At 62.5% G+C, this 15,146-nt stretch carries 9 protein-coding genes; 5 read left to right on the forward strand and 4 right to left on the reverse strand.

What is annotated here, in order from left to right; genetic code table 11:
• Positions 1 to 10 precede the first annotated feature (10 nt).
• Both ACO07W_RS19515 and ACO07W_RS19520 read right to left on the reverse strand, forming a co-directional pair.
• Positions 11 to 1,216, reverse strand: coding sequence for a lipid-transfer protein (locus tag ACO07W_RS19515; protein ID WP_421845300.1), 1,206 nt, complete (start codon positions 1,214 to 1,216; stop codon positions 11 to 13).
• The gene (locus ACO07W_RS19520) at positions 1,213 to 1,704 is read right to left on the reverse strand and encodes a Zn-ribbon domain-containing OB-fold protein (RefSeq protein WP_421845301.1); all 492 of its coding nucleotides are present in this window, start codon (positions 1,702 to 1,704) and stop codon (positions 1,213 to 1,215) included. Before ACO07W_RS19520 ends, ACO07W_RS19515 begins: the two co-directional genes overlap by 4 nt.
• 161 nt (positions 1,705 to 1,865) lie before the next feature.
• Between ACO07W_RS19520 and polA the strand changes: the two genes are divergently transcribed.
• The 3 genes from polA to coaE all read left to right on the forward strand — a co-directional run bounded on the left by polA (position 1,866) and on the right by coaE (position 7,364).
• Positions 1,866 to 4,541 (forward strand): DNA polymerase I, encoded by a 2,676-nt coding sequence (gene polA / locus ACO07W_RS19525; protein WP_421846118.1) that lies wholly within the window; start codon positions 1,866 to 1,868, stop codon positions 4,539 to 4,541.
• Between the two features lie 146 nt (positions 4,542 to 4,687).
• A complete protein-coding gene (rpsA, locus tag ACO07W_RS19530; RefSeq protein WP_421845302.1) occupies positions 4,688 to 6,133 on the forward strand; it encodes a 30S ribosomal protein S1 in 1,446 nt (481 codons plus the stop codon).
• Between the two features lie 16 nt (positions 6,134 to 6,149).
• The gene (gene coaE, locus ACO07W_RS19535; protein WP_421845303.1) at positions 6,150 to 7,364 is read left to right on the forward strand and encodes a dephospho-CoA kinase; all 1,215 of its coding nucleotides are present in this window, start codon (positions 6,150 to 6,152) and stop codon (positions 7,362 to 7,364) included.
• Here coaE and ACO07W_RS19540 read toward each other — a convergent pair.
• Positions 7,344 to 7,823: a DUF402 domain-containing protein gene (locus tag ACO07W_RS19540; protein ID WP_421846119.1), complete on the reverse strand. Its 480-nt coding sequence runs from the start codon at positions 7,821 to 7,823 to the stop codon at positions 7,344 to 7,346. The two genes, coaE and ACO07W_RS19540, sit on opposite strands and share 21 nt — an antisense overlap.
• Positions 7,824 to 7,895: 72 nt before the next feature.
• Positions 7,896 to 10,448: an ATP-binding cassette domain-containing protein gene (locus tag ACO07W_RS19545; RefSeq protein ID WP_421845304.1), complete on the reverse strand. Its 2,553-nt coding sequence runs from the start codon at positions 10,446 to 10,448 to the stop codon at positions 7,896 to 7,898.
• A 296-nt stretch (positions 10,449 to 10,744) separates the two neighbouring features.
• Between ACO07W_RS19545 and ACO07W_RS19550 the strand changes: the two genes are divergently transcribed.
• Both ACO07W_RS19550 and uvrB read left to right on the forward strand, forming a co-directional pair.
• Entirely contained in the window at positions 10,745 to 12,829 is a 2,085-nt protein-coding gene (locus tag ACO07W_RS19550; RefSeq protein ID WP_421845306.1) for a serine/threonine-protein kinase, read from the forward strand.
• Positions 12,830 to 12,961: 132 nt separating this feature from the next.
• Complete coding sequence (uvrB, locus tag ACO07W_RS19555) at positions 12,962 to 15,130, forward strand: excinuclease ABC subunit UvrB (protein ID WP_421845307.1); 2,169 nt, start codon at positions 12,962 to 12,964, stop codon at positions 15,128 to 15,130.
• Positions 15,131 to 15,146: the final 16 nt, after the last annotated feature.

Here is a 15,146-nt window from a genome sequence, read left to right on the forward strand (position 1 = left end):
GGGGACTCGGCTACCGCGCCACAATCACCGATGAGCCGTGCCCAAATAGGCCCTGATTGGCTGTGACGCCGACTTTCGCGTTGTCGACCTGTCGGCCGGTAGCCTGACCGCGCAGCTGCCAGGTCAGCTCGCATACCTGGGCGATCGCCTGGGCGGGGATGGCTTCGCCGAAGCAAGCCAGTCCGCCGGAGGGGTTGACCGGAACCTTGCCGCCGATAGCGGTCGCGCCGCTACGCAGCAGCGCCTCGGCTTCGCCCTTGCCGCATAGCCCGAGGTGTTCATACCAGTCGAGCTCCAGCGCGGTGGACAAGTCGTAGACCTCGGCCAAGCTCAGGTCGCTCGGCCCGATACCGGCTTCTGCGTAGGCTGCGTCGAGGATCTGGTCCTTGAACACTCGGTCGGGTGCCGGCACAACAGCGGTGGAATCGGTTGCGATGTCCGGCAGTTCGGGCAAGTGCTGTGGGTAGCGTGGCGTGACGGTGCTGATTGCGCGCACCGACGGCACCCCATTAAGGGAGCCGAGGTGCTCGCGAGCAAACCGCGCACTAGCCACGATCAGCGCTGCCGCGCCGTCAGATGTGGCGCAGATGTCCAGCAGGCGCAGGGGCTCGGCCACGACTGGGCTGGCGAGTACGTCGTCGATGGTTGTTTCTTTGCGAAAGCGGGCGTTCGGATTCTGCAGTCCGTGCCGGGAGTTTTTGACCTTTACTTGCGCGAAATCCTCGAGCGTGGCGCCGTAGAGGTCCATTCGGCGCCGGGCGAGCAGCGCGAAGTACACCGGGTTGGTGGCTCCGATGAGGTGGAATCGTTGCCAATCGGGATCGTTGCGGCGCTCACCGCCCACCGGTGCGAAAAAGCCCTTGGGCGTGGTGTCGGCGCCTATGACAAGCGCCACGTCGCAGAAGCCGGCCAGGATCTGAGCACGGGCACTTTGCAGTGCCTGGGAACCGCTGGCGCAGGCGGCGTAGCTCGAACTTACCGGGACACCGTTCCAGCCGAGCTTCTGGGCGAACGTAGCGCCAGCGACGAAACCTGGGTACCCGTTGCGGATAGTGTCGGCGCCGGCTACCAACTGGATCTGTTGCCAGTCCAGGCCTGCCTCGCGCAGCGCTGCCCGAGCTGCGGCAACTCCGTATTCGGTGAAGTCGCTGCCCCATTTGCCCCACGGGTGCATCCCGGCTCCGAGGATGTACAGCGGTTCGGGTGTGTTCGTCATTTGCGCGGCTCCTCCTCATCGCTTCGCTCTGCGGCAGGTGCGATCCGCCACGCGTGGACGATGCGCTCGACGCCATCGTCGTCGGTGAACAACGGCATGGTGGTCAGCTCCATGTCAATGCCGACCGTGAGGTCAGTCGCCAGCGTGCCTTCGACCACTTTGCCCAGCACGATCAGGCCTTCATCGGCCAGTTCGACCGCGGCAACGGCGAACGGCTCGAAAGGATCTGGAGCGGGATAGGGCGGCGGCGGCGCGTACCGGTTTTCGGTATAGCTCCAGAGCTTTCCGCGCCTGGACAACGGGACTGTCTCCAATTCGTCGCCGACACACGCTGGATTCGGGCAGTTGTTCTCCCGGGGAGGGAAGACGTACGTGCCGCACTCGGGGCACTTACTGCCGATCAGGTGCGGCTTTCCGGCACCCTTGACGGTTGCGTCAATGGCGAACCATCCGTCGATCGCCGGCTCTTGCTTGGTCGTCTCTGGCACCGGGCCAGCCTACCCAGGGCGTCTGCAAAACTGAAACGTGTTGCAGTTCTATTGCCCACATCGGGACGCGACGCCCTGCAACGCGGGTGCATAGAGTGTGAGCCGTGACTGCCGCGACCAATACCGTTGATGCCGGCGACGCCCCAACCCAGCGGACGCTGATGTTGCTCGATGGCAATTCGCTGGCCTTCCGCGCTTTCTATGCACTGCCCGCGGAGAACTTCAAGACGCGTGGGGGTCTGACCACCAACGCGGTCTACGGTTTTACCGCCATGCTGATCAACTTGCTTCGCGACGAAGCCCCAACGCATGTCGGTGCCGCTTTTGATGTGTCGCGGCAGACCTTCCGCTCCGAGCGCTACCCGGAGTACAAAGCCAATCGGTCATCGACACCCGAAGAGTTCGCGGGCCAGATAGATATCACCAAAGAGGTTCTGGGGGCACTCGGCATCGCGGTGCTCTCCGAACCGGGATTCGAGGCTGACGACCTGATCGCGACGCTGGCCACTCAGGCCGAGGACCAGGGCTACCGCGTACTTGTGGTCACTGGCGATCGCGACTCACTGCAGCTAGTCAGCGATGACGTAACGGTGCTCTATCCGCGCAAAGGCGTAAGTGAACTCACCCGTTTCACGCCCGAGGCCGTGGTTGAAAAGTACGGCCTCACCCCCAAGCAGTACCCCGACTTCGCGGCGTTGCGTGGCGATCCCAGCGACAATCTGCCCGGAATTCCCGGGGTCGGCGAGAAGACCGCCGCCAAATGGATCCTCGAGTACGGCTCGCTGCAATCGCTGGTTGACAACGCCGAGGTGGTGCGTGGCAAGGTCGGCGATGCGTTGCGGGCGAATCTGGCCAACGTGGTGCTTAACCGAGAGCTGACCGACCTGGTTCGCGATGTGCCCCTGGCTCAGACCCCAGACGGGCTGCAGTTGCAGCCGTGGGATCGCGACCAAATCCACCGGCTCTTCGACGACCTGGAATTCCGCGTTTTGCGGGAGCGGTTGTTCGACACTCTTGCCGCGGTCGAACCTGAGGTGGACGAGGGTTTTGTCGTGCGTGGCGAAGCCATTGAGTCCGGTACGGTTGGGCGCTGGCTCGCCGACCACACGGCCGATCAAGGCAGGTCCGGATTGGCCGTTGTCGGTACGCATCTTCCCCACGGCGGTGACGCGACCGCCCTGGCCATCGCCGCCGCCGACGGCGAGGGCTGCTACATCGATACCACCACGTTGACCGCCGACGACGACTCGGCGCTGGCGGCCTGGCTGGCCGATCCCGCCAAACCCAAAGCGCTGCACGAAGCAAAGCTAGCTATCCACGATTTGGCCGGCCGCGGCTGGAGACTCAACGGCGTAACCTCTGATACAGCGCTCGCCGCGTACCTAGTGCGACCTGGGCAGCGTAGTTTTGCTCTTGATGATCTTTCGCTGCGCTATCTGCGGCGTGAATTGCGTGCCGAAACACCGAAACAGCAGCAGCTTTCACTTCTCGACGACACCGATGCGGACCGCGAAGTCATCCAAGCAACGATCCTGCGAGCCCGAGCCGTCATGGACCTCGCCGATGCCCTAGACGAAGAGCTGGTACGCATCGAGTCCACCGCCTTGTTAGACGATATGGAGCTGCCGGTTCAGCAGCTCCTCGCGGAGATGGAGAACGTTGGCATTGCCGTTGACTTGCCGCGTCTGACCGAGTTGCAAAGCCGGTTCGGCGCGCAGATCCGCGACGCGGCAGAAGCCGCTTACGCTGTGATTGGCAAGCAGATCAATCTGGGTTCCCCCAAACAGTTGCAGGTCGTGCTCTTCGACGAACTGGATATGCCGAAGACCAAGCGGACTAAGACTGGCTACACCACCGATGCCGACGCCCTCCAGTCGCTGTTCGACAAGACTGGCCACCCATTCCTCGAACATCTGCTTTCGCACCGCGACACAACCAGGCTTAAAGTCACCGTCGACGGGTTGCTGAACGCGGTCGGCCCAGATAGTCGGATTCACACCACCTTCAACCAAACGGTCGCCGCGACCGGGCGCCTGTCCTCCACCGAACCCAACTTGCAGAACATCCCCATCCGCACTGACGCCGGCCGGCAGATCCGCGACGCGTTCATTGTCGGCTCAGGTGGCCTGGGGGGGACGTACACCGAGCTGATGACGGCCGATTACAGCCAAATCGAGATGCGGATTATGGCGCATCTGTCCGGCGACGAAGGTCTTATCGAGGCCTTCAACACCGGCGAGGACCTGCATTCGTTTGTCGGTGCGCGTGCCTTCGGTGTGCCCATCGACGAGGTCACCGGCGAACTGCGGCGTCGGGTGAAGGCGATGTCATACGGGCTCGCCTACGGCTTGAGCGCCTATGGGTTGGCCGCTCAGCTCAAGATCTCCACTGAAGAGGCGAAAGACCAGATGGACCAGTACTTCGCGCGTTTCGGGGGAGTGCGCGACTACTTGCTGGCGGTGGTTGAACAAGCCCGTAAAGACGGCTATACGTCGACGGTGTTGGGCCGCCGCCGCTACCTCCCCGAGTTGGACAGCAGTAATCGTCAGGTTCGTGAGGCCGCTGAGCGGGCGGCGCTCAACGCGCCGATCCAGGGCAGCGCCGCCGACATCATCAAGGTAGCGATGATCGAGGTAGATAAGGCCCTGACCGGGGCAGGGCTAGCATCGCGCATGCTGCTGCAGGTTCACGACGAGCTGCTGTTTGAAATCGCACCCGGTGAGAGGGACCGGGTCGAGACCTTGGTGCGCGACAAAATGGGTGGTGCCTATCCGCTCGACGTCGCCCTGGAGGTGGCGGTGGGGTACGGCCGAAGCTGGGACGCGGCGGCCCACTAGGCGCCGGGCGCCAACAGTGTTGTTAAACAGCGCGGATTGCCGTCGGCATGATCCGGGTTTGTCCTGCTTGCGCACCGTCGAGTAGCCTCGGTGAGTAATCCCCGATTTGTCCCTACGACCCAACCTGTCCGGAGCAACCCAACAATATGCCGAGTCCCGCCGTAACCTCGCCGCAAGTAGCTGTCAACGACATTGGCTCCGCCGAGGATTTTCTTGCCGCCATAGATAAAACGATCAAGTACTTCAACGATGGGGACATCGTCGAAGGCACGATTGTCAAGGTTGACCGGGACGAAGTCCTGCTCGACATCGGGTACAAGACCGAAGGGGTCATACCCGCCCGCGAACTCTCCATCAAGCACGACGTTGACCCCAACGAGGTCGTCACCGTCGGCGATGAGGTTGAAGCCCTGGTGCTCACGAAGGAGGACAAAGAGGGCCGGCTCATCCTCTCCAAGAAACGCGCGCAGTACGAGCGCGCCTGGGGCACGATCGAGACGCTCAAGGAGAAGGACGAAGCAGTCAAAGGCACAGTTATCGAAGTGGTCAAGGGTGGCTTGATCCTCGACATCGGGCTGCGCGGTTTTCTGCCGGCCTCGCTGGTGGAGATGCGGCGCGTGCGCGATCTGCAGCCCTACATCGGCAAAGAGATCGAAGCCAAGATCATCGAGTTGGACAAGAATCGCAACAACGTTGTCTTGTCGAGGCGGGCCTGGCTCGAGCAGACACAGTCCGAGGTGCGCAGCGAGTTCCTCAATCAACTGCAGAAGGGCACTATCCGCAAGGGTGTGGTGTCATCCATCGTCAACTTCGGTGCCTTCGTCGATCTCGGCGGTGTGGACGGACTGGTGCACGTCTCAGAGCTGTCCTGGAAGCACATTGACCATCCGTCCGAGGTCGTTCAGGTCGGTGACGAAGTCACCGTCGAGGTGCTCGATGTCGATATGGATCGCGAGCGGGTTTCGTTGTCACTCAAGGCAACTCAAGAAGATCCGTGGCGACATTTCGCTCGTACCCACGCCATCGGGCAGATCGTTCCCGGGAAGGTCACCAAGTTGGTGCCGTTCGGCGCATTCGTCCGCGTCGAGGAGGGTATCGAGGGTCTGGTGCACATTTCCGAGCTGGCTGAGCGCCACGTCGAGGTACCCGATCAGGTGGTAGCTGTCGGCGACGACGCGATGGTCAAAGTCATCGATATCGATCTGGAGCGACGCCGGATCTCGCTGTCACTCAAGCAAGCCAACGAGGATTACACCGAGGAGTTCGACCCGGCGAAGTACGGCATGGCCGACAGCTACGACGAGCAAGGCAATTACATCTTCCCCGAGGGCTTCGATGCAGAAACCAACGAATGGTTAGAAGGATTCGACACCCAGCGCACTGAGTGGGAAGCCCGCTACGCGGAAGCCGAGCGTCGCCACAAGATGCACACCGCGCAGATGGAGAAGTTCGCCGCGGCAGAGGCGGCCAGCCAGGGTGGTAGCGAGCAACCTCGGGCTAACGGCGCGCCGTCCGAGAAGTCCGCAGGTGGGTCGCTAGCCAGCGATGCTCAACTAGCCGCCCTGCGGGAAAAGCTCGCCGGTAACGCATAATCATCGCTGTCCACTGATGCTGCGCATCGGGTTGACCGGCGGGATCGGCGCGGGCAAGTCGGCGTTGTCGACCACATTCGCGCAATGCGGTGCGATTGTTGTTGATGGCGATGTGCTAGCGCGCGAGGTGGTTCAGCCGGGAACCGAAGGGCTCGCGTCGCTCGTCGATGCGTTCGGCGCGGATATCTTGTTGCCGGGCGGAGCTTTGGATCGCCCGGGCCTAGCGGCCCGGGCTTTTCGCGACGACGCGGCGCGCAGTGTGCTTAATGGGATTGTTCACCCGCTAGTGGCCCGGCGTCGCGCGGAGATTATCGCGGCGGTGTCCGACGACGCAGTCGTTGTCGAAGATATCCCGCTGTTGGTGGAATCAGGTATGGCGCCGTTGTTTCCCCTGGTTATTGTGGTGCATGCTGACGTCGAACTACGCGTCCGGAGGCTGGTCGACAAGCGCGGCATGGGCGAAGCCGACGCTCGGGCCAGAATCGCCGCGCAGGCCGACGACGAGCAGCGCCGCGCCGTGGCCGACGTCTGGCTGGATAATTCAGGCAGTCCTGAGGTGCTTGTCGGGCGAGCCCGCGAAATATGGAATCAACGCATACAGCCGTTCGCCCACAACCTGGCCGAGCGGCGGATCGCTGGTGGTTCGGCGCGCCTGGTGCCGGCCAACCCCAGCTGGCCGGATGAGGCCCGGCGCATTGTCGCCCGGTTGAAGACCGCGTGTGGGGGCAGCGCACTGCGAGTGGATCATATTGGCTCCACTGCGGTGCCGGAATTCGATGCCAAAGACGTCATCGACATTCAGATCACCGTCGATTCACTATCGACAGCAGACAAACTCGCCGAGCCGCTGCTTGCCGCCGGTTATCCGCGGGTCGCCCACATTACCGAGGACGTTGCCAAACCCGATGCCCGCAGCACATCGGACCCTTGCAACCACACCGAGGATCCTGCTATGTGGCACAAGCGGATTCATGGCTCTGCGGATCCCGGTCGACCGACATATGTGCATATCCGGGTTGATGGTTGGCCGAACCAGCAGTTCGCCCTGCTCTTCGTCGACTGGCTGAGGGCAAACCCCAGCGTGCGCGCCGATTACCTGGCTACCAAACGCTCAGCTGACGCGAGCGGGGGCGGAGACATCGCTCGCTACGTCAATGCCAAGGAACCGTGGTTCCTCAGCGCTTATCGGCGGGCGTGGGAATGGGCCGACTCAATCGGCTGGCGGCCTTAGGGGCGCGTGATCCGATTTGTGCCCCTGCCAGGTGAGGTCCATGCCGTTGGCGGCCAGCCAACGGTGCACGTCATAGCGGTGCCTGGCCAGGCCCTCAACCGCCGCGACGGCGCGCGCCACTGCCTGCACAGCGACGTCCGGACGCAACAGGCCGAGTCGAACAGCGTCGATGAGTTCGTCGACATCGGTTAACGAGACTCCGCGGCCAGTGCGGACCTCCAAGTCGAGGTAGTGGTCCTCGGAGTGCCACGCGGCCGGGCCGGGTGTGTATTCGCCAACGTCGAGGTAGTAGTCGTGATCGCGTTCATAGCCTGGGTTGGTGTGAAACATCGTGGCCCGCAAACCGAGCGAGGGCAGCAGCCACGACTCGAGGTAGTGGAACTGGGGGCGGCCGGGGGTGGGTCGAGCGACATACAATCCCCACGGGCGCAGGATGAACTCATCGACGGCCCGGACTATGCCCTTCGGGTCGGTGTTGGTACGGGCAGCCAGGTCGAACGTCTCGTGCTTCGGCGGATGGATGAGGCCACCTTACCGGCGTAGGCGAAGCTTCCACCGAAGAAAGCCGGCATAGAACGCGGACAATGCAGCCAGCATGCCCATATCGAGTAGCCAGGTTTTTGATGTGTGCCGCCAGAACCGGTCCTGAGCTTGCAGCGCGGCCGGTACCAGTTGCAGCAAGTCCACCGTGGAAGCTCCGGCTGCGTAGCCCCACCGTGCAGGCATCATCCAGGACAATTGGTCGAGGAGAAATCGTCCGGTTACCGGGACCATTCCTCCGCACAGCACCAACTGCGCCATGATCGACACCACAAACAGCGGCATGATCTGCTCACTGGAGCGAACGAGCGCCGATATCCCCAAGCCAAGAATGGCGGAGGCGACACACGTGGCCGCGACAGTCACAAAGAGTTCGACAGTGGCCGCCAATGCGCTGTGGCCCAGCAGGACCGCACCTCGGGTAGGCGCGCTCTTGCCGAGGACAACAATTGTGGTTGTGATCGCAGCTTGCAGAACGGCGAACCCGCAGAACACCGTTGTCTTTGCCAGCAAGTAGGCGGTCGTCGACAGACCGACCGCCTGTTCTCGTCGGAAGATGGCACGTTCGCCGACCAGGTCGCGGATCGTCAGCGCGGTGCCCATGAAAGCCGCAGCGAGTACCAGGAGGTTCAGGATCTGCGCAGCTTCGTCAGGCACACCGCTGTGTTCGTCGACGACGCGGAATCCGCTGGAGCCGGGCACGGTCAGTGCCAACGCACCCAGGACGAACGGCAACAGGGCCAGGAACACGAAGTAGGCGCGGTCGGCGACAATCAGGCGAATCTGCCTGCGCGCCACCGTCGATATTTGACGCCGCACGCTGGTGCGCACCGGTTCGCCAAGTTTGGCCGGCCCATCGGCCGTCGCCGCAGGTCGCGAACGTTCCTGCGGCTGGTTTCTGGCGAGGAAGCGTCGGTTGGCTTCTTCAGGGTTGGCGCCCACCTGGCTGAAGATCTCGGCCCAATTGGTGGTTCCCATGGTCGCACCGATCTGCTCCGGAGGGCCGTAGTATGCGGTCTTTCCCCCTGGTGCCACCAACAGCAGCTGGTCGCAGGTATCCAGGTATGACAACATGTGCGTCACGACGATTACCACTCGGCCACCGTCGGCCAACTGGCGCAGCATGGTCATGACCTGGTGGTCGAGCGCGGGGTCCAGACCAGACGTCGGCTCGTCGAGGATCAGCAGTGCGGGCCCGGTCAGCAGTTCCAGCGCCACCGAGGCGCGTTTTCGCTGTCCGCCGGAAAGTTGATCTATTCGGGTGTCGGCGTGCTTGGTCAGGTCAAGCTCTTTGAGTATCTCAGCCACAACCTCGGCGCGGCCGGACGCGCCGGTATCGGGTGGCAGCCTTAGCTCTGCGGCGTACCCCAGCGCTTGGTTAACCGTGAGCTGACGATGCACCACGTCGTCCTGCGGCACCATCCCGATTCTGCTGCGCAGTGACGCGTAGTTGGCGTGGACATCGTGGCCGTCGAAGCTGACTGAGCCAGAGCTGGGGCGCTCGTAGCCGGCAATCAACCTGGCCAGTGTGCTCTTTCCCGCGCCTGACCCGCCGATCACGGCGGTCAGTGTGCCGGGTTTGGCGATCAACGAGATGTTATCGAGCAGTTGTTTGCCGCTGTCGACGCTGAAGTTGACCTCGCTCACCCGCAAACCACCGGCGTATGCGAGTGCCTCGCTAGTGTGGACAAGCGTGCCGTTCCGAAAAACCAGGTCGACATTGCCGATGGTGACTACGTCGTCCTCGACGAGGATCGCCGACCCGACCCGGGTGCCGTTGACAAACGTTCCGTTGATGCTGCAGTCGCGGATCTCGGCGCCCAATGCCGTCGACTGTATCGTCGCGTGCCGACGCGAGGCCAAGACGTCGGCGATCACGACGTCGTTATCGCTGGCGCGACCGACCATGGTGGAACCGGGCACTTTCACCGGAGCTGACGACCACCGCGGCAGCGACTTCACCGCCTTCGTCACGAGGTCGGACACATCGGCCGACAACGCGTCGATCACGGTGACTTCAGCGGGCTGTGGTGTGGCATTGACGACGGTGAGCTGTTCGGCCGGCGAAGGTGCGGGTCGGCGCCGTGACACATTGTTCAGCCGATACGAACGATGATGGTTTGGCCGCGCTGGTGTCGGCACCGGCGGTAGCCGCCAGGTTCGGGTGAGCGGTCGGCTGCCCGACGCGGTCTGGGCCTGCGCGGCGCGAATCGCTGACGCGCTGATCTGATCGCATCGAGGCCCGATCGCGAAGGTCAAACACGGCCCGTTGGGATTGCCGACATTGATGCTCTGTCCGTCGTGGATCTCGACAACCGGCATCCGGTAGCCGTTCAGGTAGGTCCCGTTTAACGAGCCGCTGTCGATGGCGAGCCATCGACCTTTGTCGAAGCGCAGTATCAGATGCGTGTGGGATATGCGTGGATCCGGGATCCAGACGTCGGCATGCAAGTCCCGTCCGACGATCACCTCGTGGTCTGCGGTGAACGAGTATTGGGATCCGTCGTGCCGAATTGTCAGCACCGGCAAGGCTGATCGAGTCACTACACCAGTATCGGCCCGGAATTGGGCGCACTAAGACGGCTGAGCTATGGGTTGGCTTTGTTTTTCGGCAACGACTCATAGCTGGTTCATAAGCGGCGACGCCCCATCGGATGCCGATCTTCGGGCATCATTCGAGCGTGGGGGATCGCTCCGACGGGCAGCGCGAGCAGCTCTGCTGATTCCGCTTGCCGCACTGAACAACGCGCTTCCTCCCGACGTGGGCGCCTGCGGTATTCCGTCCGGCCTCAGACCGCGATGTGCGCAGGCGACGCCGAAAGACGAAGGTGCATAAGCAGATGGACGAGTCAATAGGTCGCACCCGGAGATTTGGCGCGGGGCGGCGGCTGCTTAGCAGTTCGCTGTTGACCCGCGGTGCGCTACGGGTGGGTAATCCATCGCTGTATTCGACAACTGTTTCCCACATGCTTCGACGTGCGTCGCGGTTCGCCGCGGCCGCACGCGCGCAGCCGCCGGAATCAGAGCACTCCGACGAACCCACTCACGGTCACGCTGGCGGGCACCACGAGGCGGGTGCGAGACACGGCTTCTTAACTCGAGGCGCAGCGTTTGCCGGTTATACGATCTTGCGACCGCTGGGCGCCGGTGGGATGGCCGAGGTCTATCTTGCATTGCATCCGAGGCTGCCGCGGCGCGACGTGATTAAGGTTCTCGCTCAAGCCAGTACCGCGGACCGTGAGTTCCGAGAGAGGTTCAACCGGGAAGCCGACCTTGCCGCGACGCTTTGGCACCAAAACATCGTCGGCGTTCACGATCGTGGTGAATTCGATGGTCGGCTATGGATTTCCATGGATTTCGTGGACGGCACCGATGCTTGCCAACTGGTGCGAGAACACTATCCAGCAGGAATGCCGGCAGATGAGGTGTGCACTATTATCCGGGCGGTTGCGGGAGCACTCGATTACGCCCACGGTCGCGGTCTGCTGCACCGAGACATCAAACCCGCAAATATTCTGCTTACCCATGTCGATGCCGGCGAACGCCGAATCATGTTGGCAGATTTTGGCGTAGCTCGTCACCTGGGAGATATCAGCGGAATCACCCAGACCAACGTTGCTGTGGGAACAGTTGCCTATGCTGCGCCCGAACAGATGATGAGTTCCCACATTGATGCGCGGGCCGATCAATACGCGTTGGCGGCGACGGCTTTTCACCTTCTCACCGGCGCGCCACCGTTCCAGCGCTCCAACCCAATCGCCGTGATCAGCCAGCACCTGCATGACGAGCCGCCTCGGCTCAGCGACTATCGGCCGGATCTGGCGCACCTTGACGACGTGTTCTTCAAAGCCCTTGCCAAGAAACCGGACAGCAGGTTTGAGCGCTGTCGTGAGTTTGCGGCTGCGGTCGGCGCGGGGCTCGCTGCTGTTTCGGAGTCCGAGCGCGCGGCCCAAAACGACGGCGCACCGGGTGTGCGGCTCAGCGACCGCAATATACGCGGTGTCCTGGCAGGGTTGGGTCACAGATATTCGGTCCGCATCCGGTTGGCCTGTGCCCTTGTCTGTGCGGTGCTGATCGCCGTGCCAGTCGCCTGCTTCGCCCTGTACACCGTGCAGACCGGAGCTGCGGGGCCCAAGCCCGCGCTGGCCGCCACACGCGGTTTTCCACCAGCCACGCCGGTCGCTGCGGCCAAAATCCTCGACGGCGTCTATCGGTTGGACTACGAGCGGTCAAATCGGACGACCAATGGCATCTCGATCCGACACCCCGGCGTCGACACCAGTTGGTGGGCGTTTCATTCTGCGTGCACGGCCAACGGGTGCGCGTCCACCGGAATCCAACTCGACGACATCAATCACCAGGAGCCCAGAACCGCCGACGGTGGCCAGACCGATATTTTGCGTTTCATTTCGGGATATTGGCAGGGCGCGCAGCAAGAGGTACGAGTGGGTTGCCGTCTGCCGAATGCCCTAGGAGCAGATACCCAGCAGGAAACTGTTGCCTGGTCGCTGGCGCCGCAATCCGACGGCACGTTGCGTGGAGTAGAGACCGAAACCGTTCGAAGCAATGAGTGCGGCGGCAAAGGGGCGGTGTTGCGGATACCCGTAGTGGCCACTCGGGTCGGTGACGTGCCGGCGGGCGTAGCGCTGGGTGAACCGGCCCAAGCGGTCTTGGCGCCGGTCACCAAGCCTGTCCTCGGCGGGATATGCGACGATGCCGATAAACTGGCCTACGACCAGACCAGTAACCAGCAGGTTGTCTGCGAAGGCAACACATGGGATAAAGCACCCATTGTGACTGGGGTGCACGCCGCCGGTACGTCTTGCGCTCGGCTGGACATCTCCGCGTTCGCCATGTCTGCCTCCGACGACGGCTATCTGATCGAATGCGACCCAGTTACCCGGATGTGGACTCGCCACAGTTGACCTGTGGTTGCGTGGGTGCCGGGTTGGTACCGTGTCACCGATATCTTGACTGGTGCAGCGGTAAAACTTCGCGAGGCTCGCACCCGGCCTCTGCCGAGCGCATTGTCGGGGTCAGGTTCTACGCTGGTTGCCATGGCCTTCGCCACCGAACACCCCGTCGTTGCGCATTCGGAATATCGTGCCGTCGACGACCTCGTACGGACGGGCAGCCGATTCGAGGTGGTCAGCCCGCATGATCCAGCTGGGGATCAGCCAGCTGCGATTAACGAGCTAGAGCAGCGCGTTCGGGCAGGGGAGCGCGACGTAGTGTTGCTCGGCGCGACCGGGACCGGGAAGTCGGCGACGACCGCGTGGCTGATCGAACGACTGCAGCGGCCCACGCTCGTGATGGCGCCGAACAAGACCTTGGCGGCCCAGCTGGCGAACGAACTCCGAGAGATGTTGCCGCACAACGCAGTCGAGTACTTTGTGTCGTACTACGACTACTATCAGCCCGAGGCGTACATCGCCCAGACCGACACATATATCGAAAAAGACAGTTCGATCAATGACGACGTGGAGCGGCTTCGGCATTCCGCGACCTCCTCGCTGCTGTCGCGTCGTGACGTGGTTGTGGTGGCCTCGGTTTCCTGTATCTATGGCCTCGGGACACCGCAGTCCTATCTGGACCGCTCGGTCGAGTTGCAAGTCGGTTCGGAGGTGGCGCGAGACGGGCTATTGCGGTTGCTGGTCGACGTGCAGTACACGCGCAACGACCTGTCCTTTACCCGGGGCTCGTTCCGGGTGCGCGGAGACACCGTCGAGATCATCCCCTCTTACGAAGAGCTTGCGGTTCGCATCGAGTACTTTGGCGATGAGATAGAGGCGCTGTACTACCTACACCCGCTAACCGGTGAAGTAATTCGCCAGGTTGACTCGTTGCGAATATTTCCGGCCACCCACTACGTCGCTGGTCCCGAACGGATGGCTCAGGCGATCTCCACCATCGAAGAGGAACTAGCTGAGCGGCTCGCCGAGTTCGAAGGCCAGGGCAAGCTCCTGGAGGCGCAGCGATTGCGGATGCGCACGAACTACGACATCGAAATGATGCGACAAGTTGGGTTCTGCTCAGGCATTGAGAATTATTCGCGCCACATCGACGGCCGAGGACCGGGCTCGCCGCCGGCGACTCTGCTCGACTACTTTCCAGAGGACTTCTTGCTGGTCATTGATGAATCGCACGTAACCGTGCCGCAGATCGGCGGTATGTATGAGGGCGATATTTCCCGGAAGAGCAACCTTGTGGACTTTGGGTTCCGGCTGCCGTCGGCGGTCGATAACCGCCCACTGACCTGGGAGGAGTTCGCCGACCGGATTGGCCAGACGGTGTATCTGTCGGCTACTCCGGGGCCTTACGAGCTCAGCCAGTCCAACGGCGAGTTTGTCGAGCAGGTGATTCGGCCGACCGGGTTGGTGGATCCGAAAGTTGTGGTGAAGCCGACCAATGGGCAGATCGACGACCTGATCGGCGAGATCCGTAAACGCGCTAACGCCGACGAGCGCGTGTTGGTGACCACCCTGACGAAGAAAATGGCCGAAGACCTCACCGACTACCTGCTGGAGCTGGGCATTCGGGTGCGATATCTGCACTCCGAGGTTGACACGTTGCGCCGGGTGGAGTTGTTGCGCCAGCTCCGGCTCGGTGAATATGACGTGCTGGTCGGGATCAACTTGCTAAGAGAGGGCTTGGATCTGCCCGAGGTTTCGCTGGTGGCGATCCTCGACGCCGACAAGGAAGGCTTCTTGCGGTCGTCGCGCAGTCTGATCCAGACGATCGGCCGCGCGGCCCGCAATGTCTCGGGCGAGGTCCATATGTATGCCGACAAGATGACTGACTCGATGACCGAAGCTATCGATGAAACCGAACGTCGGCGGGCCAAACAGATGGCCTACAACGAGGCGAACGGGATCAACCCGCAGCCGCTGCGGAAGAAGATCGCCGATATCCTCGACCAGGTCTACCGCGAGGCTGATGACACCGAAGGCGCCGAGTCGGTGCCTGTCGGCGGGTCCGCTCGCAATTCGTCTCGGGGCCGTCGTGCGCAGGGCGAGCCCGGCCGTGTCGTCAGTTCTGGTGTGTTGGAGGGTCGTGATGCTGCTGCTATGCCGCGCGCCGAGCTGGCAGATCTGATCAAAGAGCTCACCGCGCAGATGATGGCAGCCGCGCGTGATCTGCAGTTCGAGCTAGCCGCCCGGTTCCGCGACGAGATCGCTGATCTGAAGAAGGAACTGCGCGGCATGGACGCTGCCGGCCTGAAGTGACGTACGTTCACCCCCG

The sequence above is a fragment of the Mycobacterium sp. genome, from assembly GCF_965230835.1.
Classification (GTDB): Bacteria; Actinomycetota; Actinomycetes; order Mycobacteriales; family Mycobacteriaceae; genus Mycobacterium.

Coding starts and splice junctions, on each gene's coding strand:
- uvrB (WP_421845307.1), top strand. CDS start 12,962: ATGGCCTTCGCCACCGAACACCCCGTCGTTGCGCATTCGGAATATCGT.
- ACO07W_RS19515 (WP_421845300.1), bottom strand. CDS start 1,216: ATGACGAACACACCCGAACCGCTGTACATCCTCGGAGCCGGGATGCAC.
- ACO07W_RS19550 (WP_421845306.1), top strand. CDS start 10,745: ATGGACGAGTCAATAGGTCGCACCCGGAGATTTGGCGCGGGGCGGCGG.
- coaE (WP_421845303.1), top strand. CDS start 6,150: ATGCTGCGCATCGGGTTGACCGGCGGGATCGGCGCGGGCAAGTCGGCG.
- polA (WP_421846118.1), top strand. CDS start 1,866: ATGTTGCTCGATGGCAATTCGCTGGCCTTCCGCGCTTTCTATGCACTG.
- rpsA (WP_421845302.1), top strand. CDS start 4,688: ATGCCGAGTCCCGCCGTAACCTCGCCGCAAGTAGCTGTCAACGACATT.